This window comes from Sphingomonas sp. AX6 (assembly GCF_902506605.1).
In the GTDB taxonomy this organism is placed as follows: Bacteria; Pseudomonadota; Alphaproteobacteria; order Sphingomonadales; family Sphingomonadaceae; genus Sphingomonas.
Map to the genome: position 1 here is coordinate 2063087 of NZ_LR733979.1, position 21679 is coordinate 2084765.

Here is a 21679-nt window from a genome sequence, read left to right on the forward strand (position 1 = left end):
CGAAGTCGAGAAACGTGACGCAAACGTCCGGTTCACGTTTCTCGACTTCGCTGGAAACGAACGGGGGAGGGGTAAAGCGTGTGGAGATCACCCTCGCGCCACCCGAACCGCTTCGGCCAGATCGAGCCGTCCGTCGTACAGCGCCCGCCCAGTAATCACGCCTTCTATCCCGTCGTCGACATGCGGGACGAGCGCATGAATATCCTCGATCCCCGCAACGCCGCCGCTGGCGATCACCGGGATCGCGATCGCGCGGGCGAGCGCGACCGTCGCTTCGACGTTGCAGCCCTTGAGCAGCCCGTCGCGCCCGACATCTGTGAACAGGAGCGCCGCCACGCCCGCATCCTCGAACCGCCTGGCCAGTTCGATCGCGGAGACGTCCGACACGTCCGCCCAACCCTGGGTTGCGACGAACCCGTCGCGCGCATCGACCGCGACAACGATCTGGCCGGGATAAGCCGCTGCCGCCTCGCGGACGAAATCGGGATCGGTCAACGCTGCGGTGCCGATCACCACGCGCGCCACGCCCAATTCGAGCCAGCGTTCGACCTGATCGCGATTCCGGATGCCGCCGCCGACCTGGATGCGCCCCGGAAAGGCGTGGATCGCGGCGGCGACCGCATCGCCATTCACCGACTGGCCGGCAAACGCCCCGTCGAGATCGACGACGTGCAGATGATCCGCGCCCGCCGCTGCGAAGGCCGCCGCCTGTGCCGCCGGATCGTCGCCATAAACGGTTGCGCGATCCATATCGCCCTCTGCCAACCGGACGACCTGACCCTGTTTCAGGTCGATCGCGGGGAAGATGGTCAGCGCCGCCATGCCAGGAACCTTTCGAGCAGCGCGATCCCGTAGCGCTGACTTTTTTCGGGGTGGAACTGGACGCCCAAGATGTTGTCGCGGCCGACCGCGGCCACGACCGGACCGCCATGATCAGTGGTCGCGATGACCTGAGCCGGATCGGCAGCGTCGAAATGGTAGCTGTGGAGGAAATACGCTTCGCCCGGTTCGACCTGCGCGTGCGGCGCGGTGGGCACCACGTCGTTCCAGCCCATGTGCGGGACGCGCGCGGTTGGGTCGGCGGGAGTAAGCGCCACGACTTTGCCCGGAATCCAGCCCAGGCCGGGGGTCACGCCATGCTCATGGCCTTCGTCGGCTAGCAACTGCATCCCCACGCACACCCCCAGAAACGGCACGCCATCGGCGAGCACGCGGGCGCGCAACGCCTCCACCATGCCGGGGATAGCCGACAGCCCCGCCATGCACGCGGCAAACGCGCCGACGCCGGGAAGGACGATGCGGTCCGCGCGCGCGACCAGATCCGCATCGGCGGTGATCGTCGCGTCCCCGCCCGCCGCCTTCAGCGCGTTGTGGACCGAATGAAGATTGCCCGCGCCGTAATCGATCAGCGCCAGGGTCACTCGAACAGCCCGTCCATCGCATCGGCGGCAAAGCTTGCGGTGAAGGAGACGAGTTCCATCGTCGCCGCGCCTTCGACCACGAACGGATCGGATTTGGCCACCGGCTCGACCATGTCGGGGATGCCGCGGAACAGCAGCACGCCGCCGGTCGGGGGCGTGCGCCGCCCGGCGAGCAGCATCACGCCCTCGTCCATCGCGCGTTCGATCCATTCGACATGCGCGGGGCGAAGGCGATCGATTTCCTCGATCGGCTTTATATAGGTCAGCAGCACCAGCGTGCAGGGCGCCATCGGGCGGATCGACATTACAGCACGCCTTTGGTCGACGGGATCGCATCGGCCTTGCGCGCGTCGATCTCGACGGCGGTGCGAAGCGACCGGGCCAGGCCCTTATACGCCGCCTCGGCAATATGGTGGTTGTTGCTGCCGTGGAGCGTTTCGACGTGCAGCGTCAGCCCGGCGGTCTGCGCGAAACTGTGGAACCAGTGTTCGAACATCTCGGTATCCATCTCGCCCAATCGGGGCTGGCTGAATTCGACGTCGAAGACGAGGTAAGGCCGACCCGAAATGTCGAGCGCGACGCGCGTCAGCGTCTCGTCCATCGGCGATAGGGCGTCGCCGTAGCGGCGAATGCCGCGCTTGTCGCCGAGCGCTTTCGCCACAGCCTCGCCCAGCGCGAGCGCCGAATCCTCCACCGTGTGATGCTGGTCGATATGCAGGTCGCCCTCGACCTTCATCTCGATGTCGATCAGCGAGTGACGCGACAATTGTTCGACCATGTGATCGAGAAAGCCGATGCCGGTCGAAATCGAATATTGGCCGGTCCCGTCAATGTTGACGGTGACGTCGATCGCCGTTTCGGCGGTATTGCGGGTGACGGTGGCGGTGCGCATGTGCCCCACATAGCGTGGACGCCGGGCGGCGCAATGAAGCGTTGCTTGGTTGGGAGTCATTCGAGAATGCGTTGAGACGCATTCTGGCGGCACCGGCCCAGCAGCAGGTGAACAGCGCCCCGCGCTGTTCAGGCCATGCCGGGGGCATGGCCGACCGGCCGCTCCCACCCGACCACCCACAGCGTATCCTGATTGGGTGGTCGGGTGGGGGAGCGGGCCGGTGCCGCTTGCTGCCAAGCATTACGGCATCTGCACAGCTTGACGCGCGGCGTGCAGTCTTTAGCTACGGGGGCATGAGCGAAAACCTGCCCGACAGCCTGATTCCCTATGACGAGATCGTGCAGGAGGCATTGCGCGCCGTCGTCGGCCGCGTGCTGCGACAGATCGAATCCGCAGGCGCGCTGCCCGGCACGCATCATTTCTACATCACGTTCAAGACGCAGGCAGTCGGGGTCGATATCCCCGAGCGCCTGATCGAACGGTTTCCCGACGAAATGACGATCGTCATCCAGCACCGCTATTGGGATTTGAAGGTCGAAGAAGCCAAATTCTCGGTGGGATTGAGCTTCAACCAAGTGCCGTCGATGTTGAACATCCCGTTTTCCGCGATTACCGGTTTCCACGATCCGGCGGTGAACTTCGAGCTGCGTTTTCAGGCGAACGACGCCGAGGAAGAACCCCATCACGATGCGGCCGAAAATGACGAGCCGATTGCCAAAAGTGAGGATGGCTCCAACGTGGTGGCTGTCGATTTTAAGCGGAAGAAATAGACGCTTCTTTCTGTCATTCCCGCGTAGGCGGGAATCCATATTGTCCGGACCATCGAATATAGTGTCGCCACGTTGCGTCTATGGATTCCCGCCTGCGCGGGAATGACGCTTGGGGCTTGCGTTGTCGGAAGAATATCCCAGCTTTGGTTTCGCCGCCCAGCTTGCGCCGGGATGACGAGGAGCCGCAAAATGACCACCCGCACCGAAACCGACTCGATCGGCCCGATCGACGTCCCGTCCGACGCCTATTGGGGCGCTCAGACCCAGCGCTCGATCGCCAACTTCCCCTTTCCCCCGCACGAACGCATGCCGATCGGCATCGTCCACGGCCTGGCGCTGGTGAAACAGGCGGCGGCGCGCGTGAACCGTCGGCACGGGCTGGATGCGGGAAAGGCCGACGCGATCGAGGCGGCGGCGGCAGAGATCGTGGCGGGTAAGCTCGACGACCAGTTCCCGCTCGTCATCTGGCAAACGGGCAGCGGCACCCAGACCAACATGAATGTGAACGAGGTGATCGCGGGGCGCGCCAATGAAATCCTGACCGGCACCCGCGGCGGCAAGTCGCCGGTCCACCCCAATGACGATGTCAACCGCGCGCAATCGTCGAACGACAGTTTCCCGACCGCGATCCACGTCGCCACCGCCATCGCGCTGGAACGCACGCTGTTCCCGGCGATCGAGCGGCTGGCGGGCGCTTTGCTCGACAAGAGCATTGCATGGGAGCACATCGTCAAGATCGGGCGCACCCATTTGCAGGACGCCACGCCGCTGACGCTGGGGCAGGAATTTTCCGCATTCGAGCGGCAATTGTCCGATTGCCTGGTGCGGCTGGAAGTGATTGAGGACGATGTGCTGGAATTGGCGCAGGGCGGCACCGCGGTCGGCACTGGGCTGAACGCGCCGGACGGGTTCGACGTCGATGTCGCGGCCGAGCTGGCGGCGCTGGCCGGCATCGCGTTCGTGCCTGCGCAGAATAAATTCGCGGCGCTTGCCGGGCATGAGGCGCTGGTCGAATTGTCGGGATCGCTCAACACGCTGGCGGTCGCGCTGACCAAGACCGCTAACGATATTCGCCTGCTCGCCTCCGGCCCGCGGTCGGGACTGGGCGAGATCGACTTGCCTGCCAACGAACCCGGCAGCTCGATCATGCCGGGTAAGGTCAACCCGACCCAGTGCGAGATGCTGACGATGGTCGCAGCGCAAGTGATGGGCAACCATGTCGCCGTGACGATCGCCGGCTTGCAGGGCCATTTGCAGCTCAATGTCTTCAAGCCGCTGATCGGCGCGAATGTGCTGCGTTCGATCGAATTGCTGAGCATCGGCATCGACAGTTTTGCCGAGCGCTGTGTCGAGGGGATCGAACCCAACCGCGCGCGTATCGCCGAGTTGGTCGATCGCTCGCTGATGCTGGTTACGGCGCTTGCACCCGAAATAGGGTACGATAACGCAGCGAAGATCGCGAAACATGCGCATGAAAAAGGGCTGACGCTCAAACAGGCGGGGATTGCGCTGGGGCTGGTCGATGAGGCGACGTTCGACCGGTTGGTGCGCCCGGAAGCGATGGTCGGGAAAGAGGCGGCCGGGAACTAAGCGGCGCGCGCTTCGCTTCTCGGTCAAACCAATCGGGGAGTTTTAATCATGGTCGGAATCAAATGGGGCGCGCTGCTGGGCGGCGCGCTGGATGCATCGAGCGGCGACGATTCAGCTGCGGATGGCGCGATCAAGGGCGCGATCGTCGGCGGGTTGATCAAGGTCGTGGCCCCCATCGCGTTTACCTATGCGGTCGGCTGGCTGGTGCTAAAAGGGATCAGCGAAGGTGCCGACCGGCTGGGCGATGCGGTGACCGGCGGCGATGAGCCGAGACCTGCGCGCGACGAATGATTGCGCGCTGACGCCATGACCTCTACCCTTCCCAAATCAACGCATTTCGGGAGGTTTTTTCTTGTTCGACCGCAGGCAGTTCATCGCATCCTCGCTAGGCGCAACCGCACTGGCCGCGCTTCCTTCGCGTGCATTTGCCTACGGCGCGCAAGGATCGTTGGAAGCGCAATTCGCGGTACTGGCCGAACAGGTTCTGCAAGTGAATCCGACGGGCGCGACCGGACGCGGGCTCGATACTGGCGCGCGCGCGGCGCTCAAATCACAGATTGCGGACGGGTCGCCTGCCGGGCGGTTCAACGTGCTGAGCGTATTCGCCAAGGCTCAGCCGACCTTTGCCGGGTTCGATGCCGACGGGCTCGATCCTTCGTCGCGCGAGCAACTCCAGACCATTCAGTGGACCACCGACGTCGCGTCGCGGCTCGTTCGCAACCGATACGGCGGCTATGGCGGGTTTGGCTATCCGGTGCCCTATGTCGTCAGCCAGCTTACCGGTGCCTATCAGTCGGTGCCCAACACGCTGATCGATTCGCACACCATCGCTAACGCGAAGGATGCCGAGGCCTATGTGGCGCGGCTCGATGGGTTTGCGCGGCTGGTCGAGCAGGAATGCGACCGGATCGCGGGCGATGCCGGAACGGGCGTGGCACCGCCCGATTTCATCCTCGACAAGACGATTCAGCAGACCAGTAGTTTGGCCGAGCAACGCGGCGATCAGTCGCGGCTCGTGCAGGCGCTGGTCGAAAAGACCGCCAAGGCCGGGGTGGCAGGCGACTGGGGCACCCGCGCTTCTGCGATCGTCGATGGTCGGCTGATGCGGGCGCTGGCCCGGCAAAGCGAGTTGCTGGTGGCGCTCAAAGCCAAGCCGGGCGGGACCGGCGTCTCCACGCTACCCGATGGCGCGCGCTTCTATGACGATTGCCTGGCGTGGCACACGACGACTTCGCTCAATGCAGAGGCCGCGCACGCGGTCGGCCTGGAACAGGTCGCCGAACTCAGTGCGCAGGCCGACGCGCTGCTCAAGGCGCAGGGACTGACCAAGGGCAGCGTCGGGGCGCGGCTGATGGTGCTGGGGAAAGACCCGCAGCACCTCTATCCCAACACCGATGCCGGGCGGCAGCAGTGTCTCACCGATATCCGCGCGCGCATGACGCATCTGCGCGGTCGCATGGGGGAAGTGTTCAACCGCCCGCCCAAGAGCGCGATGACGGTCGAACGCGTGCCGGTCGAGACCCAACTCGGCGCACCGGGCGCCTATGCGCGCAGCGGGCGGATCGATGGCTCCACGCCCGGCACCTATTTCATCAACCTGTCGGACATGAACAACTGGCCCAAATGGAGCCTGGCGACGCTGACCCATCACGAAGGCGTGCCGGGGCATCTGCTTGCCGGGGCGACCGTTCAGGAACAGTCGGCGGGCACATCGCCGCTGCTATTCACGCTGATGGGCTTCTCCGCCTATAATGAGGGCTGGGCACTCTATGCCGAGCAACTGGGCGACGAGATCGGCGAATATGCCGACGATCCGCTGGGCAAGATCGGTTACCTTCAGGCGTTCCTGTGGCGCGCCGCGCGGATCGTCGTCGATACCGGGCTCCATGCAAAGGGCTGGGGACGGCAACAGGCGATCGATTACATGATCGACGTCACCGGCCAGGCGCCGGGCGAGACCGAACGAGAAATCGACCGCTACATCGTCTGGCCAGGCCAGGCGACCAGTTACAAATTGGGCCATACCGAGATTGCCCGGATGCGCGAGCAAGCGAAGGCGGCGATGGGGCCGCGCTTCGTGCTCAAGGATTTCCATGACGCGGTTTTGCTGGGGGGCTCTGCGCCGCTTGCGGTGGTGGAAAGCCGGGTGAAGGGCTGGGCGACGGGGGCGTAGGTCGCCACTTCAAACATTGCGTTCGTGCTGAGTAGAGATCGAGTAGCCCCATAAGGGACGTATCGAGGGCTCGTGTGAAGTACGGGTTTGGCGCTGTGCTTGGCCTCCTTCGATACGCCCTCTCGATACGCGGCTAACGCCGCTACTCGATGGCTACTCAGGACAAACGGTAGAGTGTGATCGCGGCGACTTCTCCTTGTGCGCGGGGGGGCGCTTGCGGGAACTTTCCCCCGATCCGCGCGCTATCGAGCCCAAGTCATTCTGAAAGGGAAACGAGCATGTTCGGACGGATCATCGGCGCATTGGTCGGACGCGAAATGGATCGCCGTGACGGATCGGGTGGGACCAAGGGTGCCGCACTGGGCTGGCTCGCCGGGAGCGCGATGCGCCGTATGGGGCCGCTCGGTCTGATCCTGGGCGGCGGCTATTTGGCCAAAAAGGCCTATGACCGTCGCAAGGGCAAGGGCCGCACGCCGCGGGTCTGATCTGCCGACCACGTTTCGGCTTCAATAATTCCGGACACCGCCCCTCGCGCTTGACGCGGGGGGCTTGGTCGCGCCACTAGCGCGGCATGGCCGCCATCCCCGAAACCGACCCGCACGGATTCAAACGCCGTGGGGTGTTGTTCATCCTTTCCTCGCCGTCGGGCGCGGGAAAATCGACCATCGCGCGAAAGCTGCTGGCGTCCGATCCGACGCTGGGCATGTCGGTTTCGGCGACGACACGGCCGATCCGGCCCGGCGAAGTCGATGGCAAGGATTACCAGTTCGTCGATCTGGAAACCTTCCGCGAATCGGTCGCCAATCACGAATTCCTCGAATGGGCGCATGTCTTCGACCACCGCTACGGCACGCCGCGCGCGCAGGTAGAGGAGATGCTGTCGGCGGGGCAGGACGTGTTGTTCGATATCGACTGGCAGGGCGCTCAGCAATTATTCCAGCTAAAGGGTGGCGACGTGGTCCGGGTGTTCATCCTGCCGCCGTCGATGCCGATCCTGCGTGAGCGGCTGGAAAAGCGCGCGACCGATTCGCAGGCCGTGATCGAAGCGCGGATGGCGCGCGCTGCGAACGAGGTCAGCCACTGGGACGGGTACGACTATGTGCTGGTCAACGACGATGTCGAAGAATGCTTCCAGAAGGTGAAGACCATTTTATCGTCGGAACGGTTGAAGCGATCGCGCCAGACCGGGCTGATCGGCTTCATTAGAGGCATGCTCAAGAGCTGAGCGCTTTACCCCAAACCCCGTTCGCGTTTCGAAAAGCGCGAACGGGGGAGGGTGTCGTTAAACCGCTTGCGCAACCGGGGGCAGGCGATTGCCCATATCCCCCAGCATCCCGACGACCGCACGCCGGATCGTCTGCCACAGCGCCGACAGCATCAGCAGTGCCGATCCGATCACGAGGCCGGTAAACGCCGCGCCCAACTCCAGCGCGCCTGCCTGCTGAAACAGCGCGTAGAGCGCGTAGAGCACGTAAGCGAGGCTCGAGACGAGCAACGCGCGCCGGTCGATCGCCAACGCGACTAACGCGAAGAATATGTAGAGCGCAAGCACCAGCACCGCGACTCCGCCGCCGATCTGCGCGTCGAATACGCCCAGCATCTGAAAGATCGGATGCGCGATCAGCGGGGCAGCTGCCAGATGCAGCCAGAAGGCGACGTCCGAGCGCCGCGTGCGCCGCTCCCGGTCCGACAAGTCCCAGCGCATCGCGAGTGCGAACACGCCGAGCCCGCCGAGCAGGACGATCGGCCAATTGCCCGACTCCAGCCCCGGCACCGCGAAATTGACCAGGCCGATCAGGACGCCGACCAGTGCGGCTGCGCCTGCGGCGACGGTAATCGGCACCATGAACCGCTTCCAGTGCAGCCAGGCCGCGCCCGCAGTGACGAGTGCGATCCCCGCCACGATGATGGCATCGACACGCTCGGGTAGGTCTGGATTGATCGCGACGATCGCCCCGACCAGCGTGCCCGCCACGCCACCGACGAAGCCGAGCAGCAACAGGATGGAAGGCAGCGCCATGCGGCGTTTGCGCGTGAAATATTCCGCCAGGAACCAGCTTGCCCCCGCAACGCCTGCCCCCGCCAGCGCTTCGGTGATCGAGCCGCCGACCTGCGCGATCGCGAACAACACCAGTGCCAGCGCAACCGCGACGAAGATGTCGTTGAAACCGGTCAGCAGTTTGAAATGTTCTTCGTCGACCGCAGGCGTGCTGCGCGACGCGGCGATGTGGTTTCGGAATGCATCGGCGGTCGCGGCGGGGATGACCCCCGCCTCCACCGCCGCATTCAGATCGCTTTCGCTATACATGATGTCCTCCCTGTGGAGGGCCGGTATAGCAGGGGTGGTTTATTCAGGCAATACACCCGGCGTAGCCCTATTCCCGTTCGTTTCGAGCGACGTCAAGAAACGCTGGGCAGGCTCTAAAATCACGTTTCTCGACTTTGCTCGAAACGAACGGGAGGGGAAGACGGAGAATCAGCCCTGCAAATGCCCGAAGATCACTTGGGCCTGTTCGCCGCCCGATTGAGGCACGATCTCTCCCGAACGGTCGGTGATCTGTTCCCAATGCGCGGCGATTCCTTCGGGTGTCAGGTCGTCGCCCGTGAGCCGCACGCCCTTGGTCATCGTCACATAGGTTGCGTGGAACACGCCTGCGCCCGCGCCGACGATGGCGTTGGTGGGGGAGTCCTCAGACACCAGATACAGTGCGGCGGGGGCGACCGATTCGGGGTTGAACAGCGCGAAAGCGGCTTCGGGGAAAATGTCCTCGGTCATGCGCGTGCCCGCGACCGGCGCGATCGTGTTGACGCGGACATTATATTTCGCGCCCTCAAGGTACAGCGTCTTGGTCAGCCCGGCGAGGCCGAGCTTGGCTGCGCCGTAATTCGCCTGGCCGAAATTGCCGAACAGGCCGGTCGAGGATGCGGTCATCAGGATGCGACCGTAATTCTGGTCGCGCATCGTGTCCCACACCGCCTTGGTGCAGTTCGCCGATCCGTTCAGATGAACGTCGACGACGAATTTGAAATCCTCGGGCTCCATCTTGGCGAAGCTCTTGTCGCGCAGCACGCCGGCATTGTTGATCAGGACATGGACGGTGCCGAAGCGCTCCTTGGCTTTGGCCACCATCTCGACCATCTGGCCGTAATCGGTGACGTTGCCGCCGTTCGCCATTGCTTCGCCGCCCAGCGTTTCGATCTCCTCGACGACTTTCAGTGCGGCATCCGAATGGCCGGTGCCGTCGCGCGATCCGCCCAGATCGTTGACCACGACCTTCGCGCCGCGCCGTGCCAGTTCGAGTGCATAGCCACGGCCCAGTCCGCCGCCTGCGCCAGTGATGATCGCGACGCGGTTGTCGAAACGGATGGACATAATGCTGGCGCTCCCAAAGATGTTTGGGGGCTTCCTAAGCGAGTTTCGCGCACAAAAAAAGCGGGGCACCTCTCCGGGCACCCCGCTGATCTATCGGCGCGCCGGTCGTGCGTTACTGACCGCCGCGATTGCGACACTTGTCGGTCTGACCCGGCTTGCACACCGGATATTCGGCGAGAGGCGCGGGGGCCGGATAGGCCTGGTCCGGCGAGGGGCCGGGCTGAAAGATAACCTGCTGACCTGCCATCGGCGTACCCGACAGCGGCGGGGTGGCGGGTTGATACCCCCCGACCGGGTCGCCTGCCGGGGCCGCGGCCATCGGCGCGGAAGCGGGCGGAGCGGCGGGTGCGGGCATCGCCGCATCGGCGGGAGACGCGGTCGGCGCATCCATCGGAGCGCCCGGTGCTGCAGGCGGTGGAGGCGCCGTCGTGCCGGGGGCCGGATTCATCGTCCCGTCCTGTTCGGTCATCGTGTCCTGTTCGGGCATATCCTGGGCGAGTGCGGGGGCGCCCATCGCGAGAACGGCGGCTAAAGCGAGCAATTTCATGGCGTAACTCCTGAATTCGTTACGGGGACAACGCAGTTGCGCTGGCCCCCTCAACGAGCGGAGCGACGAATCTTTCCCTCGGATGCGTAACGACTGGTCGCCGCCAGGCCTCAGTCCCCCGAATCCAGGGCGTATCCAGCCGATCGCACGGTGCGGATAATATCGCGCGTGCCGTCGATGTTGATGCCCTTTCGAAGCCGCCGGATATGGACGTCGACGGTGCGAAGCTCGATGTCCGAACCATGCCCCCAGACCGCGTCGAGCAGCCGTTCGCGCGAAAAGACCCAGCCGGGATGCTCGAGGAAATGCTTCAGCAGCCGAAACTCGGTGGGGCCGAGTTGCAGCGTCTTGCCGCCGCGCTTCACCTTATGCCCGACCGTGTCCATTTCGATGTCGGCATAGCTTAGCTGCTCGCCCGCCAGCGCCGGGCGCACACGCCGCAGCACCGCTTGGACGCGGGCGACCAGCTCGCGTGGCGAAAAGGGTTTGGTGACGTAATCGTCGGCACCCGTCTCCAGCCCGCGCACCCGATCCTCTTCCTCGCCGCGCGCGGTCAGCATGATGATCGGGATGTTGGCGGTCTCGGGCATCCGGCGCAGGCGACGACAGACTTCGAGGCCCGACAGCCCTTCCACCATCCAGTCGAGCAGGACGATGTCGGGGGTCGCTTCCTTGGCAAGCAACAACGCTTCCTCGCCGTCGGAGGTGTGGGTGACCGCGAATTCCTCGCGCTTGAAATGATAGGTGAGGAGTTCGGCGAGCGCCGCGTCATCCTCGACCAGCAACATTCTCGCCTGCATCTTCACTTACCTTTTTAAGGGATCGATGACATCGCCCTGGTCGCGGTCGCCCAGATGCTCGCCGGTCGCGGTGTAATAGACCATCTCGGCGACGTTGGTGGCGTGATCGCCGACGCGTTCCAGATTCTTGGCGATGAACAGCATGTGCGCCGCCTGGCTGATCGAGGCCGGGTTTTCCATCATGAAGGTGACGAGCGTGCGAAAGATCGAATTGTAGAAATCGTCGACCGCGCGGTCCTGTTCGCACACCCGGCGCGCCGCATCGGCATCGCGCGCGGCGAAGGCGTTCAGCACGTCGCGGACCATATCGTTGGCCATCGTCGCCATTGCGGGAAGCAGCGACAGCGGCTCGATCACGTTCCGGCCGTCGATCGCCTTGACTCGCTTGGCGATGTTCTTGGCATAATCGCCGATACGTTCGAGCACGCTGGCGATCTTGAGTGCGGCGACCACTTCGCGCAGATCGTCGGCCATCGGGGCGCGCAGTGCGATCAGGCGGACCGCAAGTCGTTCGACTTCGGCCTCCAGCACGTCGATCCGCTTGTCGCCCGCGACGACTGCGGCTGCCGCGTCGAGATCGTGGCGCTTCAACGCGTCCATCGCATTGTCGATCGCTTGTTCCGCGAGTCCGCCCATTTGCGCGAGCAGGCCACGCAGATGGCCGATATCCTCGTCGAACGCCTTTACCGTATGCTCGTTCATTATCTTGTCCCGATCCTCAGCCGTAACGGCCGGTGATGTAATCCTTGGTCCGCTCCTGGCGCGGATTGGTGAAAATCTCAGACGTGTCGCCATATTCGACCAGATGGCCGAGGTGGAAGAACGCGGTCTTCTGGCTGACGCGCGCCGCCTGCTGCATATTGTGGGTCACGATTACGATCGCATATTTGCCGCGCAGTTCGTGGATCAGTTCCTCGATCTTTGCGGTCGCGATCGGATCGAGCGCCGAGCAGGGTTCGTCCATTAGGATGACTTCGGGATCGACCGCGATGGCACGCGCGATGCACAGCCGCTGCTGTTGCCCGCCCGACAAGGCGGTGCCCGAATCCTCCAGCCGATCCTTCACTTCTTCCCACAGTCCGGCGCGGCGCAGCGACTGTTCGACGATGCGGTCGAGATCGCCTTTCGATCCCGCCAGCCCGTGGATGCGTGGGCCGTAGGCGACGTTTTCGAAGATCGACTTGGGAAACGGATTGGGTTTCTGGAACACCATGCCGACACGCGCGCGCAACTGGACCACGTCCATGTCGGACGAATAGATGTCCTCTCCGTCCAGGCTGATATCGCCTTCGACACGCGCGATCGGGATGGTGTCGTTCATGCGGTTGAGCGTGCGTAGGAAGGTCGATTTTCCGCAGCCGCTGGGTCCGATGAAGGCGACGACATTGTCCATGTCGACGTCGATCGACACGTCCTTGATCGCGCGCTTGTCGCCATAGAACACATTGACGCCGCGCGCCTGCATCTTGGGATGCGTCACCGGCTGGGGCGCTTCCGCGGCCGGCGGGTTGTGGATCATTTCATTCATTACCAGCGAGTCTCGAAGCGGTTGCGAAGATAGATGGCGACGGCATTCATCGCGAGCAGGAACACCAATAGCACGATGATCGCGGCAGAGGTCTTCTCGACGAATCCGCGGCTGACCTGATCGGACCAAAGGAAAATCTGGACCGGCAGCACGGTCGCAGGATCGAACACCCCGCCCGGCGGCGTCGCGATGAAAGCGCGCATCCCGATCATCAGCAGCGGTGCGGTCTCACCCAGTGCGCGCGCCATGCCGATGATCGTGCCGGTCAGGATGCCCGGTAGCGCCAGCGGCAGGACGTGATGGAATACCACCTGGATACGGCTGGCACCGATACCGAGTGCGGCGTCGCGGATCGACGGCGGCACCGATTTGATCGCGTTGCGCCCGGCGATGACGATGACGGGCATGATCATCAGCGCCAGCGTCATGCCGCCAACCAGAGGGGCCGAACGCGGTAGCCCCATAAAGGACAGAAATACCGCAAGCCCGAGCAGGCCGAAGATGATCGAAGGCACGGCCGCCAGGTTGTTGATCGACACCTCGATCAAGTCGGTCCAGCGGTTCTTGGGGGCATATTCCTCGAGATAGATGGCGGAGAACACGCCGATCGGGAACGCGATCAGCAGCGTGATCAGCATCGTCAGCAGCGATCCTTTGAGCGCACCCCAGATGCCAACCCCGGTCGGATCGGTGGCGTCGGAACCGGTCAGGAAATCCACGTTGAACCCGTTGCTCAGCACCCCTGCGGCATTCAGTCGTGCGGCGTCCTGCGTCGCTTGCGGATCGTTGCCGTCACCATCGGCGGCCAACGCGATCGCCGACGATGCGGGCACGTCGATCGACACCCGCTTCGTCAGGATCGAGGGATCGGATTTGATCGCCGAGCGCACGGCAATCCAGGCGCTTTCGGAGATATAGCTGGCACCCTCCGGCCCGAACGCGGCGACGGCGGCGACGCTGACCTGTTCCTGCAAACCCGCGCTCGCCAGCGCCAGATCGGCGCCGGCATCGTCAAGCTGGTCCGGCGACACTTCCAGCGCCAGCGCCGGGAAGTCGATCGGCAGCGCGATTTCGGTGCGCTGGAACCCGCCAATGCCCTGCCACAACATGGTGACGAGCAGGAATGCCAGGAACCCCGCCGACCCGACGACCGCGGCCAGCCCCCAGAAACGGAAGCGGCGTTCCTTGGCATAGCGCGCACGAATGCGCTTCTGCATAACGCCGGTCTTCCAGTCGGTCGGTGCGCGTGCCGTCGGCTCTTGCGGGCCGGTCGGCAGCTGCGGGACGATGCTCTCACTCATAAGCTTCGCGGTACTTCTTGACGACGCGCAGCGCGACGATGTTGAGGACGAAGGTGATCATGAACAGGGTCAGGCCCAGCGCGAACGCCGCCAGCGTCTTCGGGCTGTCGAACGCGGTTTCCCCGGTCAGCAGATCGACGATCTGTTTGGTGACGGTGGTCGCGCTTTCGAACGGATTGAGCGAAATCGTCGCCGCGCCGCTCGCGGCCATGACGACGATCATCGTCTCGCCGATCGCCCGGCTGACCGCGAGCAGAATGCCTGCGACCACGCCGGGAAGTGCCGCGGGCAGCAGCACTTTCTTGATCGTCTCCGACGTGGTGGCACCCATCGCCAGGCTCCCGTCGCGCATTGCGGTCGGCACTGCGGCGATCGAATCATCGGCCATCGACGACACGAACGGGATGATCATGATCCCCATCACGACCCCTGCCGCCAGCGCGCTTTCGCTTGATGCATAGGTATAGCCGAACGACACCGCGATATCGCGGATGAAGGGCGCCACGGTCAGCGCGGCGAAATAACCGTAAACCACCGTCGGCACGCCCGCCAGAATCTCCAGGATCGGCTTCATCCAGGTGCGGACGCGCGGTGGCGCATATTGCGTCAGATAGATCGCGCTCATCAACCCGAACGGGATCGCGACCAGCATCGCGATCACCGCGCCGATGAAGAAGGTGCCCCAGAACAAGGGCACCGCGCCCAGTGTCTCGCCCGGATCGTCGGCACGGATGACCTGAGGGGACCAGTTGGTCCCGAACAGGAAATCGGTGATCGGCACCATCTGGAAGAAGCGGAAGCTTTCGAACACCAGGCTCAGGAAGATGCCGAGCGTCGTCAGGATCGCGATCAGCGATGCGACCAGCAACAGAATCATCACCGCGCGTTCGAAGCGGGTGCGCGCACGGAAATCGGGTTTGACGCGGGTATAGGCGAACAGGCCGAATGCGAAGGCCAGGATCAGCGCGATCCCGGTTCCCATCCAGTTGTAGCGGCCGATCGCCGATTCATAGGCGGGCGCAAGCGCTTCGGATTCGGGATAAAAGGCGCCGTAGCTGCTACCCTCGGCAATGCTGCGTGCCTCGGCCAGGATGGTGTCGCGCTCGAAGCCGAAGGCGGGAAGCTGGGCCGCAGCCGGGCTCTGGAGCACCTGTTCGGTGACCAGCGACGGGCTGAGCGATCCCCAGACGACCAGAAAGATCAGCGCGGGCACGACTGCCCAGGTTGCGACGTACCAGCCGTGCTGGCCCGGCAGCGAATGCAGACGCTTGGCATTGCCGACGCGCGCGAAGCGGGCGGCGCGCGCCCGCGCCGTCAGCCACGCGATCAGGCCCAGGCCCAGGATCATAAAAAGAAGGGCGAAGATGTTCACGGCTTCGGTTCGATGCCTTTAATCGAAGGGGACGGGCGAAGGGACAAAGCGCCCCTTACTGCTCCAGATCGGCCTTCGTGATCACGGTCTGCGCATCTATAATGCCCTGCGAACGCTGGCGCGCCTCCGCACCGCTGGCGATCATCCCGCGCCGCGTCAGCAGCCCATCATCACCCCATGCACTGGCATAATCGGCCAGGAATTCAGGGATGCCGGGCACGGCCTTCATATGCTGTTTCTTGACATAGATGAACATCGGACGTGCGCCGGGATATTGACCGCCCGAAATCGTCTCATAGGTTGGCTGGACGCCATCGACGGTCACGCCCTTCAGGCGGCTGGCATTTTCCTCAAGATAGGAAAAGCCGAAGACGCCGACCGCGTTCGGGTTGGCGACGAGTTTCTGCACGATCAGGTTATCGTTCTCGCCCGAGTCGATATAGACGCCATCGTCGCGGACGCGGGTGCAGAGTTCCTCGGCACGGTCTTCGTTGGTCTTTTCGATTTCGAGCACTTCCGGATACGCCTCTTCGCAACCCGGGTGCATGATCAGTTCGGCGAGCGAATCGCGCGTGCCGCTGGTCGAGGGCGGCCCCATCACCGAGATCGGGATAGCGGGCAGCGACGGGTTGATGTCCGACCACATTTTGCTGGTATTGGGCTGGCCCATCGGTTCGGCGGCAAGCGCGCGGTAAACCTCGGCGCGAGTCAGGCTGAAGGTCGGGCCGCCGGTGGCGTTGGCCAACGCGATGCCGTCGAGGCCGACCTGGACCTCCATGATCTCGGTCACGCCATTCTGCGCGCACAGATCGAATTCGCTCGGCGTCATGCGGCGCGATGCGTTGGCCATATCGGGATGCTGCGGGCCGACGCCTGCGCAAAAGAAGCGGATACCGCCGCCGGTGCCGGTCGATTCGATCACCGGCGCCTTCAACCCGCGCGAATTGACGAATTGTTCGGCGACTGCGGTGGTGAAGGGATAGACGGTCGACGAGCCGACGACCTTCAACTGATCGCGCGATGCCTGGCTGCCGCCGCCTCCGCCGCAAGCGGTGAGGGTGAGCGTGGCGAGAGCGGCAAATGCCAGCGGTCGGAACATCGAAGCGATCCCCTGAAAAAGGCGTGTGAGACTCGAAACCGTCGGGGCACGCTGTGGCACCCGATCCGGCGCCCCTCTGTTGCAATCAGGTTACGTCTTGATGACAGTGGCTCCGGTGGACGCTTCCCGCGGCGCGATCAGGCGGCGGAATCGAGCGGCAACAGGATCGTCACCGTCGTGCCGGTTCCGGGGATCGAATGGATATCCATCCGCCCGCGATGGCGCTCGACGATATGCTTGACGATCGACAGGCCGAGCCCGGTCCCGCCCAGCGCGCGGCTACGCCCCGAATCGACGCGGTAGAAGCGTTCGGTCAGCCGGGGCAGGTGTTCGGGCGGGATGCCCTCGCCCTCGTCGGTGACCGCCAGCCGCGCCATCTGGCCGTCGCGGGTGAGCCGGATCGTGACTGGCGTCCCCGCACGGCCATATTTCAGCGCATTGCCGACGATGTTGTGGAGCAATTGCGACAGCCGGGGATAATCGCCCTTCACCGCAGGCACCGGATCAAGCCGGGTGACGACTTCGCTACCGCGCGCACCCTGGGTCGAGACGAATTCGGAGGCGAGCGCCGCAATCATTGCTCCCAGATCGACCGCCTGGTCGGGTTCGCGATATTTCTCCGCCTCGATTCGCGACAGGCTCATCAAATCATCGACCAGTCGCTGCATCCGGACCGCTTCGTCGTGCATGACTTTCAGGAACCGGGTGCGCGTCTCGGGATCGTCACCCGCCTCGTCACCCAGCGTCTCGATAAAGCCGAGCAACGAGGCGAGCGGCGTGCGCAGTTCGTGGCTGGCATTGGCGACGAAATCGATGCGGATCTTGTCGGTGGCATGGGCGCCGGTCTTGTCCGACAGATGGACGATCCGCCGCCCGCCCGGCAGCGCACGCATCCGCATTTCCCAACGCTGGTCGCGGGTGCCCAGCCCGACCAGGTGGACTGACGCATCGCCGTCGCCGTCGAGTGCGGTGACCAGCCGCTCGGCTGCCGCGGGGTGACGGATCGCCAGGCGTACATCCTCTCCGATGACGTGCCCGCCCAGCAGTGCGCGTGCGGGCATATTTGCAGCCAATACCCGGTTGTCGCCGACGATCAGCACGGGCTCTCCGATCGCCTCGATCGCATCCGCAATGCGCGGTTCGTTGCCGGGCGGGGTCGGCGCAGGCACCGGGGGCGGGGCGGCTTCCTCTTCGTCGCCGCGGGTGCCGGCGGCGAGCAGCACCGCCGCCGCGCCGCCGACCAGTGCGATCAGCACCGAATCGACATGCGCGCCGAGCAACAGCCCCGCCGCCGAACTGACCCCCACGAGCAGCAGCGCGATCATCGCGCGCAGGCCGAACAATTGCTTCATGGCCGCATCTGTTATCGCGAAGCGCGGGGCGGGGGTAGGGGGTGCGCGCGTGACGGCGGCGCTAACCATGATTCACGGTTGCGAAAGGCTTTGCGACCATGAAAGAAGGCGAACATGACCGAAATCCAGCCCGATGCCGTCGATCGATCAGGCGAAGCCCCCCAGATGGGGCGCCGCGCATTGATGCTGGGTGCGGTCAGCGCATCGGCGGTGGTATCGATCCGCCCGGCACTGGCACAGACTGCGGCATCGGTTTCGACGTGCGAGATTCCGGTTCCCGATCCGGGCCGCGCGGGCAATTACATTGCCGCGGACGGCACGTTGGTTCCGCCGGGCACCGCAGGCGCGGTGCCGCCCGCAGGCCGCGCGTTCAAGGGCGAGGAAGTGCGCGTCGCGCTCAATGGCGGCACGTTGCCCGGCACCGATTACGAACGCAGCCGAGCGTACACCAATTACATTCGGCGGCTCCAGTCGGGGACCAGCGGGTTCACCTGCTACGCATCGCTGCAAATGCCGCGCGGATAGCGATCGATACTGACTTTTCGCTACCGTTACGGCCCGTCTGGTTCCGCCGGATGATGGGGATGAAACCGTTCCTGTGCACGCTCGATCAGCGGGCGGATGCGGATGCCCAGCCATAGCATGGTCGGCCAGAACATCGTCGCCAGCACATCGTAAGGCGTGTCGTACCATCGCCATGATCCATAGACGAAACGGTCGGCCACTTCCTTGCCCAACGCGGCGATCAACACGATCGTGATCGGCAGCCAACTCCCCAGCGACCGCCCGCTGAGCACGCGCGCGATCAGGAAGATCGCCATTCCGGCGTGAAGGTGCAGGATCGTGTCGGGAAGGCCGGTGCCGTCGCCGATCCACAGGCTCCATTGCTGATAAGTGGCGCGCATCGTGCTCGCGCTAGCCCAAGCGGGATGCGATCTCAAACATCGGGCTTGGTTCTGCCCGCGGATCGATGCGCATTACGAGGGGTGGGCAATTCGCAGCGCTTGCGAAACGATGTCGTCGGCCCCACATTGAACGGATCGTGCCCCGTCCCCGATGAGCTGGCGCGCCTGAGAGACGATCCGCGCTCCCGCTCCGAAATTCGCAAAAGCCGACCTGTTTCGATGGGTTCGTTTTTTCGTTCTTCGATCCCGCTAGGAGGAAATCGTCCATGTCGCGCGCCATCAACGTCACCGCCACTCGTGAAGAAGTCGAGGCCCTGTCGGCCAAGCACAAGGCCGCGATCAGCGCGATCGAACCGCTGCATCCCAGTGGCACGCGCGTCGTTTATATGAACGGAGACGATGCCGCGACGCTGACCAAGGCGTTCGGCAAGCGCGTCCTGACCGGCGAAGTCGTGCGCACCAGCCTGCGCCCGCGCAGCGTGTCGGGCCGTTGAGCGAAGTCGCGGCGGACGAGACGGATCTGACCAAGCCGGTCAGGCGCCCGTTCCGCAAATCCTATACGAAGAACCTGATGCCTGCGGACGCGGTTGCGCGACAGGGACAAATCACCCGGATCGCCTGGGAAAAGATGCGCGAACCGGGCGAAGCGATCGCCTGGCTTAACGCGCATGACGATGCGCTGGGTGGGCGTCCCATCGATCTGGCCACTGCGAGCGTCGAGGGGTTTGCCGCTGTCGAAGCGGCGATCGGAGCGCGCGTCTAAAGCGCGACCGACGCTGCGATCAGCCGGCCGGGTGAGTTTTCCAGCACCCAGCTTTCGATGACTCGGTCCAGCCCCGTACCGATCAGGATGGCGACACCGAGCAGCAGCGCGCCCAGTACCCGCCGTCCGCCGCTGCCCGTAGCCATCAATCGCCCGCGCATCTTCATCAGCGCCTGACGACCGGCGAGCGCGATCAGCAGTAGCACGCTGGCGATGCCCAGCCCGAAGGCGAGCATCACGCCGGCCACCGCGCCCAGGCTCTGGCCTTGCGATGCGAGGATGGTGGCGGCGCCCAAAGTCGGCCCGACGCACGGGCTCCATACCAGACCGAGCAGCGCGCCGATGCCTGCGTGACCCCACAGGCCGTGACGCTCCAGCCCCTGCTGTTTCGCACCCGCCCAGCCCGCGACGGGGGCGGCGACGCGCTCGAAGGCGTGTTGGGCCTGGGGAAGCAGCAGCGCCAGCCCGGCTAGCGCCAGCGCTGCTGCCCCGATCATCCGCAACAGCTCTGCATCGAGCCCGACGGATGCCCCGGCGGTCGCGACCGCGAAACCGACCAGGGTGAACGATGCGACCAACCCGCCCGCCAGCGCGAACGGCCCCCAGCGACTGGCCTGCGCCGCGCTCCCCAGCACCAGAGGGACGAGCGGAAGGACGCAGGGCGACAGGATGGTCAGGACACCGGCTGCGTAACCCAGCAGCGGATTGAGCGCATCGGACACGGTTATGCGGTGGTTGCGAGCAGCGCGCGGATCTTCGCTTCGCTGGCGTCATAGGCCATGCGCCCGGTCTCCTTGCGGCCCTTATACGCGATCAGCGTCGATTGTTTCTGCGCGCCGAACTTCTTCCACACATCCTTCTGGCTGTCGAAATCGACACGAAGGATCAGCAGGTTCGGCATCGCGCCGCCTGCGGTGATCTTTTCCAGCGCCTTTTTCTGCGCGGCGCACACCGGGCACCAGTTCGCGGCGACGTCGATCAGGATCGGGCGACCCTGCGCTTGCGCCTTGGCAAAGGCTTGCGGGGTATAGTTCTGGAACTCGGCGGCCGCGGCAGGGGCGGCGATCACGAAGGGTGCGGCGAGCGCGGCGGCGAGACGAAGCGGGGACATGGGGGTTCTCCTGACAAGCGGACGTTGCTGTCCGGCGATCGGTTCGCGCAACGCGGCACCGGCGTTACAGCGCGACCGAAATGATTTTGCGCTGTAACCTGGGGCCGCGCTCGTCCGAATGCGTGCCGTCCGACGTCAGGAGTTGCCCCGCCGACCATGCGTGCCACCGAACCCGATCTGGCCCGGTTGATGGCATTGGCGCAGGGCGGCGACCGTGCGGCGTACCGCGCGGTGCTGGAAGCGTCGGGGACGTGGCTGGCGCGCTATTTCGCGCGTCGGATCGCACCGTCGGCGGTCGACGACCTGGTCCAGGACACGCTGGTGTCGGTCCACCGCAAACGCGCGACCTATGACCCCGCGCGACCCTATTTGCCGTGGCTGGCGGCGATCGCGCGCTATCGCTGGGTCGATCAGTTGCGGCGTACCTACCGTGCCGATGAAACGATGCTGGCCGACGACATCGCGGTGGCAAGCGGTGAGGAAGCGATTGCCGCGCGGATCAGCCTCGATCGGCTGTTCGCGCATCTGCCCTCCGGGCAGGCCGAGGCGATCCGGCTGGTGAAGATCGAAGGGCTGTCGGTCGCCGAGGCGTCGATGCGCTGTCACCAGTCCGAATCGCTGGTGAAAGTGAATGTGCATCGCGGGCTGAAACGGCTCGCGGCGATGATCGAGAGCGAATGAG

The 21679-nt window shown here is 64.6% G+C and carries 27 protein-coding genes; 10 read left to right on the plus strand and 17 right to left on the minus strand.

The features are described 5' to 3' along the window. Window positions 1-87: 87 nt before the first annotated feature. From hisA to hisB, 4 genes are read right to left on the minus strand one after another with little or no spacing between them, the layout of a single operon-like run. Window positions 88-822, minus strand: a complete 735-nt coding sequence (gene hisA, locus ENHY17A_RS09985) for a 1-(5-phosphoribosyl)-5-[(5-phosphoribosylamino)methylideneamino]imidazole-4-carboxamide isomerase (RefSeq protein ID WP_159712362.1) — start codon at window positions 820-822, stop codon at window positions 88-90. Then, complete coding sequence (gene hisH / locus ENHY17A_RS09990; protein WP_159712364.1) at window positions 810-1421, minus strand: imidazole glycerol phosphate synthase subunit HisH; 612 nt, start codon at window positions 1419-1421, stop codon at window positions 810-812. The genes hisA and hisH overlap by 13 nt, the downstream gene beginning before the upstream one ends. Beyond that, window positions 1418-1726: a YciI family protein gene (locus ENHY17A_RS09995; protein ID WP_159712366.1), complete on the minus strand. Its 309-nt coding sequence runs from the start codon at window positions 1724-1726 to the stop codon at window positions 1418-1420. Before ENHY17A_RS09995 ends, hisH begins: the two co-directional genes overlap by 4 nt. After that, window positions 1726-2313 carry an imidazoleglycerol-phosphate dehydratase HisB gene (hisB, locus tag ENHY17A_RS10000; RefSeq protein ID WP_159714442.1) on the minus strand — a complete coding sequence of 196 codons (588 nt, stop codon included), beginning with the start codon at window positions 2311-2313 and terminating at the stop codon, window positions 1726-1728. Before hisB ends, ENHY17A_RS09995 begins: the two co-directional genes overlap by 1 nt. Before the next feature lie 293 nt (window positions 2314-2606). On the opposite strand from hisB, the gene ENHY17A_RS10005 reads away from it, so the two are divergent. From ENHY17A_RS10005 to gmk, 6 genes are all read left to right on the plus strand, one after another. Next, window positions 2607-3083 carry an SspB family protein gene (locus tag ENHY17A_RS10005; RefSeq protein ID WP_159712368.1) on the plus strand — a complete coding sequence of 159 codons (477 nt, stop codon included), beginning with the start codon at window positions 2607-2609 and terminating at the stop codon, window positions 3081-3083. 189 nt (window positions 3084-3272) lie between these two features. Beyond that, a complete protein-coding gene (gene fumC, locus ENHY17A_RS10010; protein ID WP_159712370.1) occupies window positions 3273-4673 on the plus strand; it encodes a class II fumarate hydratase in 1401 nt (466 codons plus the stop codon). Between the two features lie 48 nt (window positions 4674-4721). After that, on the plus strand, window positions 4722-4964 hold the full coding sequence (locus tag ENHY17A_RS10015; RefSeq protein WP_159712372.1) for a hypothetical protein: 243 nt from the start codon (window positions 4722-4724) through the stop codon (window positions 4962-4964). 61 nt (window positions 4965-5025) lie between these two features. Next, complete coding sequence (locus ENHY17A_RS10020; protein ID WP_159712374.1) at window positions 5026-6846, plus strand: DUF885 domain-containing protein; 1821 nt, start codon at window positions 5026-5028, stop codon at window positions 6844-6846. A 278-nt stretch (window positions 6847-7124) separates the two neighbouring features. Then, on the plus strand, window positions 7125-7331 hold the full coding sequence (locus tag ENHY17A_RS10025; RefSeq protein ID WP_159712376.1) for a hypothetical protein: 207 nt from the start codon (window positions 7125-7127) through the stop codon (window positions 7329-7331). 86 nt (window positions 7332-7417) lie between these two features. Continuing rightward, the gene (gene gmk, locus ENHY17A_RS10030; protein ID WP_159712378.1) at window positions 7418-8071 is read left to right on the plus strand and encodes a guanylate kinase; all 654 of its coding nucleotides are present in this window, start codon (window positions 7418-7420) and stop codon (window positions 8069-8071) included. 57 nt (window positions 8072-8128) lie between these two features. Here gmk and ENHY17A_RS10035 read toward each other — a convergent pair whose 3' ends face one another. The 10 genes from ENHY17A_RS10035 to ENHY17A_RS10080 form a co-directional block, all read right to left on the minus strand. After that, on the minus strand, window positions 8129-9154 hold the full coding sequence (locus ENHY17A_RS10035; RefSeq protein WP_159712380.1) for a hypothetical protein: 1026 nt from the start codon (window positions 9152-9154) through the stop codon (window positions 8129-8131). 168 nt (window positions 9155-9322) lie between these two features. Then, window positions 9323-10219 (minus strand): SDR family NAD(P)-dependent oxidoreductase, encoded by an 897-nt coding sequence (locus ENHY17A_RS10040; RefSeq protein WP_159712382.1) that lies wholly within the window; start codon window positions 10217-10219, stop codon window positions 9323-9325. 112 nt (window positions 10220-10331) lie between these two features. Next, window positions 10332-10766 (minus strand): hypothetical protein, encoded by a 435-nt coding sequence (locus tag ENHY17A_RS10045; RefSeq protein WP_159712384.1) that lies wholly within the window; start codon window positions 10764-10766, stop codon window positions 10332-10334. A 110-nt stretch (window positions 10767-10876) separates the two neighbouring features. Beyond that, entirely contained in the window at window positions 10877-11566 is a 690-nt protein-coding gene (gene phoB, locus ENHY17A_RS10050; RefSeq protein ID WP_159712386.1) for a phosphate regulon transcriptional regulator PhoB, read from the minus strand. A 6-nt stretch (window positions 11567-11572) separates the two neighbouring features. After that, window positions 11573-12268 (minus strand): phosphate signaling complex protein PhoU, encoded by a 696-nt coding sequence (phoU, locus tag ENHY17A_RS10055; RefSeq protein WP_159712388.1) that lies wholly within the window; start codon window positions 12266-12268, stop codon window positions 11573-11575. Window positions 12269-12284: 16 nt separating this feature from the next. Further along, window positions 12285-13094, minus strand: a complete 810-nt coding sequence (pstB, locus tag ENHY17A_RS10060; protein WP_201296381.1) for a phosphate ABC transporter ATP-binding protein PstB — start codon at window positions 13092-13094, stop codon at window positions 12285-12287. Beyond that, window positions 13094-14395 carry a phosphate ABC transporter permease PstA gene (gene pstA, locus ENHY17A_RS10065; protein WP_159712390.1) on the minus strand — a complete coding sequence of 434 codons (1302 nt, stop codon included), beginning with the start codon at window positions 14393-14395 and terminating at the stop codon, window positions 13094-13096. Before pstA ends, pstB begins: the two co-directional genes overlap by 1 nt. Further along, a complete protein-coding gene (gene pstC, locus ENHY17A_RS10070) occupies window positions 14388-15743 on the minus strand; it encodes a PstC family ABC transporter permease (RefSeq protein ID WP_443018297.1) in 1356 nt (451 codons plus the stop codon). Before pstC ends, pstA begins: the two co-directional genes overlap by 8 nt. A 79-nt stretch (window positions 15744-15822) precedes the next feature. Next, window positions 15823-16866, minus strand: a complete 1044-nt coding sequence (locus ENHY17A_RS10075; protein WP_159712394.1) for a substrate-binding domain-containing protein — start codon at window positions 16864-16866, stop codon at window positions 15823-15825. Between the two features lie 137 nt (window positions 16867-17003). Then, window positions 17004-18218 (minus strand): ATP-binding protein, encoded by a 1215-nt coding sequence (locus ENHY17A_RS10080; protein WP_159712396.1) that lies wholly within the window; start codon window positions 18216-18218, stop codon window positions 17004-17006. Window positions 18219-18332: 114 nt separating this feature from the next. On the opposite strand from ENHY17A_RS10080, the gene ENHY17A_RS10085 reads away from it, so the two are divergent. Further along, window positions 18333-18743: a hypothetical protein gene (locus ENHY17A_RS10085; RefSeq protein WP_201296382.1), complete on the plus strand. Its 411-nt coding sequence runs from the start codon at window positions 18333-18335 to the stop codon at window positions 18741-18743. A 26-nt stretch (window positions 18744-18769) separates the two neighbouring features. Here ENHY17A_RS10085 and ENHY17A_RS10090 read toward each other — a convergent pair whose 3' ends face one another. After that, complete coding sequence (locus tag ENHY17A_RS10090; RefSeq protein WP_159712398.1) at window positions 18770-19123, minus strand: hypothetical protein; 354 nt, start codon at window positions 19121-19123, stop codon at window positions 18770-18772. 266 nt (window positions 19124-19389) lie between these two features. Here ENHY17A_RS10090 and ENHY17A_RS10095 point away from each other — a divergent pair, with 266 nt between their 5' ends. Continuing rightward, window positions 19390-19617 (plus strand): hypothetical protein, encoded by a 228-nt coding sequence (locus ENHY17A_RS10095; RefSeq protein ID WP_159712400.1) that lies wholly within the window; start codon window positions 19390-19392, stop codon window positions 19615-19617. Then, the gene (locus tag ENHY17A_RS10100) at window positions 19614-19886 is read left to right on the plus strand and encodes an antitoxin Xre/MbcA/ParS toxin-binding domain-containing protein (RefSeq protein WP_236547860.1); all 273 of its coding nucleotides are present in this window, start codon (window positions 19614-19616) and stop codon (window positions 19884-19886) included. The genes ENHY17A_RS10095 and ENHY17A_RS10100 overlap by 4 nt, the downstream gene beginning before the upstream one ends. Here ENHY17A_RS10100 and ENHY17A_RS10105 read toward each other — a convergent pair. Together ENHY17A_RS10105 and ENHY17A_RS10110 are read right to left on the minus strand one after the other, a co-directional pair. Beyond that, window positions 19883-20608: a cytochrome c biogenesis CcdA family protein gene (locus ENHY17A_RS10105; RefSeq protein ID WP_159712401.1), complete on the minus strand. Its 726-nt coding sequence runs from the start codon at window positions 20606-20608 to the stop codon at window positions 19883-19885. The genes ENHY17A_RS10100 and ENHY17A_RS10105 overlap by 4 nt on opposite strands. A 2-nt stretch (window positions 20609-20610) precedes the next feature. Beyond that, window positions 20611-20997, minus strand: coding sequence for a thioredoxin family protein (locus ENHY17A_RS10110; RefSeq protein WP_159712402.1), 387 nt, complete (start codon window positions 20995-20997; stop codon window positions 20611-20613). A gap of 156 nt (window positions 20998-21153) precedes the next feature. Between ENHY17A_RS10110 and ENHY17A_RS10115 the strand changes: the two genes are divergently transcribed. Continuing rightward, entirely contained in the window at window positions 21154-21678 is a 525-nt protein-coding gene (locus ENHY17A_RS10115; protein WP_159712403.1) for a sigma-70 family RNA polymerase sigma factor, read from the plus strand. The last annotated feature ends 1 nt before the right edge of the window (window position 21679 follow it).

What these genes read in the sequence shown, in the direction of transcription:
- pstA (WP_159712390.1), bottom strand. Translation starts at nt 14,395, where the DNA reads ATGAGTGAGAGCATCGTCCCGCAGCTGCCGACCGGCCCGCAAGAGCCG.
- phoB (WP_159712386.1), bottom strand. Translation starts at nt 11,566, where the DNA reads ATGCAGGCGAGAATGTTGCTGGTCGAGGATGACGCGGCGCTCGCCGAA.
- ENHY17A_RS10080 (WP_159712396.1), bottom strand. Translation starts at nt 18,218, where the DNA reads ATGAAGCAATTGTTCGGCCTGCGCGCGATGATCGCGCTGCTGCTCGTG.
- ENHY17A_RS10085 (WP_201296382.1), top strand. Translation starts at nt 18,333, where the DNA reads ATGACCGAAATCCAGCCCGATGCCGTCGATCGATCAGGCGAAGCCCCC.
- ENHY17A_RS10075 (WP_159712394.1), bottom strand. Translation starts at nt 16,866, where the DNA reads ATGTTCCGACCGCTGGCATTTGCCGCTCTCGCCACGCTCACCCTCACC.
- fumC (WP_159712370.1), top strand. Translation starts at nt 3,273, where the DNA reads ATGACCACCCGCACCGAAACCGACTCGATCGGCCCGATCGACGTCCCG.
- ENHY17A_RS10040 (WP_159712382.1), bottom strand. Translation starts at nt 10,219, where the DNA reads ATGTCCATCCGTTTCGACAACCGCGTCGCGATCATCACTGGCGCAGGC.
- ENHY17A_RS10015 (WP_159712372.1), top strand. Translation starts at nt 4,722, where the DNA reads ATGGTCGGAATCAAATGGGGCGCGCTGCTGGGCGGCGCGCTGGATGCA.
- ENHY17A_RS10045 (WP_159712384.1), bottom strand. Translation starts at nt 10,766, where the DNA reads ATGAAATTGCTCGCTTTAGCCGCCGTTCTCGCGATGGGCGCCCCCGCA.
- gmk (WP_159712378.1), top strand. Translation starts at nt 7,418, where the DNA reads ATGGCCGCCATCCCCGAAACCGACCCGCACGGATTCAAACGCCGTGGG.
- ENHY17A_RS10005 (WP_159712368.1), top strand. Translation starts at nt 2,607, where the DNA reads ATGAGCGAAAACCTGCCCGACAGCCTGATTCCCTATGACGAGATCGTG.
- ENHY17A_RS10025 (WP_159712376.1), top strand. Translation starts at nt 7,125, where the DNA reads ATGTTCGGACGGATCATCGGCGCATTGGTCGGACGCGAAATGGATCGC.
- phoU (WP_159712388.1), bottom strand. Translation starts at nt 12,268, where the DNA reads ATGAACGAGCATACGGTAAAGGCGTTCGACGAGGATATCGGCCATCTG.
- ENHY17A_RS10035 (WP_159712380.1), bottom strand. Translation starts at nt 9,154, where the DNA reads ATGTATAGCGAAAGCGATCTGAATGCGGCGGTGGAGGCGGGGGTCATC.
- ENHY17A_RS10110 (WP_159712402.1), bottom strand. Translation starts at nt 20,997, where the DNA reads ATGTCCCCGCTTCGTCTCGCCGCCGCGCTCGCCGCACCCTTCGTGATC.
- pstB (WP_201296381.1), bottom strand. Translation starts at nt 13,094, where the DNA reads ATGAATGAAATGATCCACAACCCGCCGGCCGCGGAAGCGCCCCAGCCG.
- hisA (WP_159712362.1), bottom strand. Translation starts at nt 822, where the DNA reads ATGGCGGCGCTGACCATCTTCCCCGCGATCGACCTGAAACAGGGTCAG.
- ENHY17A_RS10115 (WP_159712403.1), top strand. Translation starts at nt 21,154, where the DNA reads ATGCGTGCCACCGAACCCGATCTGGCCCGGTTGATGGCATTGGCGCAG.
- ENHY17A_RS09995 (WP_159712366.1), bottom strand. Translation starts at nt 1,726, where the DNA reads ATGTCGATCCGCCCGATGGCGCCCTGCACGCTGGTGCTGCTGACCTAT.
- ENHY17A_RS10095 (WP_159712400.1), top strand. Translation starts at nt 19,390, where the DNA reads ATGTCGCGCGCCATCAACGTCACCGCCACTCGTGAAGAAGTCGAGGCC.
- pstC (WP_443018297.1), bottom strand. Translation starts at nt 15,743, where the DNA reads ATGATCCTGGGCCTGGGCCTGATCGCGTGGCTGACGGCGCGGGCGCGC.
- hisB (WP_159714442.1), bottom strand. Translation starts at nt 2,313, where the DNA reads ATGCGCACCGCCACCGTCACCCGCAATACCGCCGAAACGGCGATCGAC.
- ENHY17A_RS10090 (WP_159712398.1), bottom strand. Translation starts at nt 19,123, where the DNA reads ATGCGCGCCACTTATCAGCAATGGAGCCTGTGGATCGGCGACGGCACC.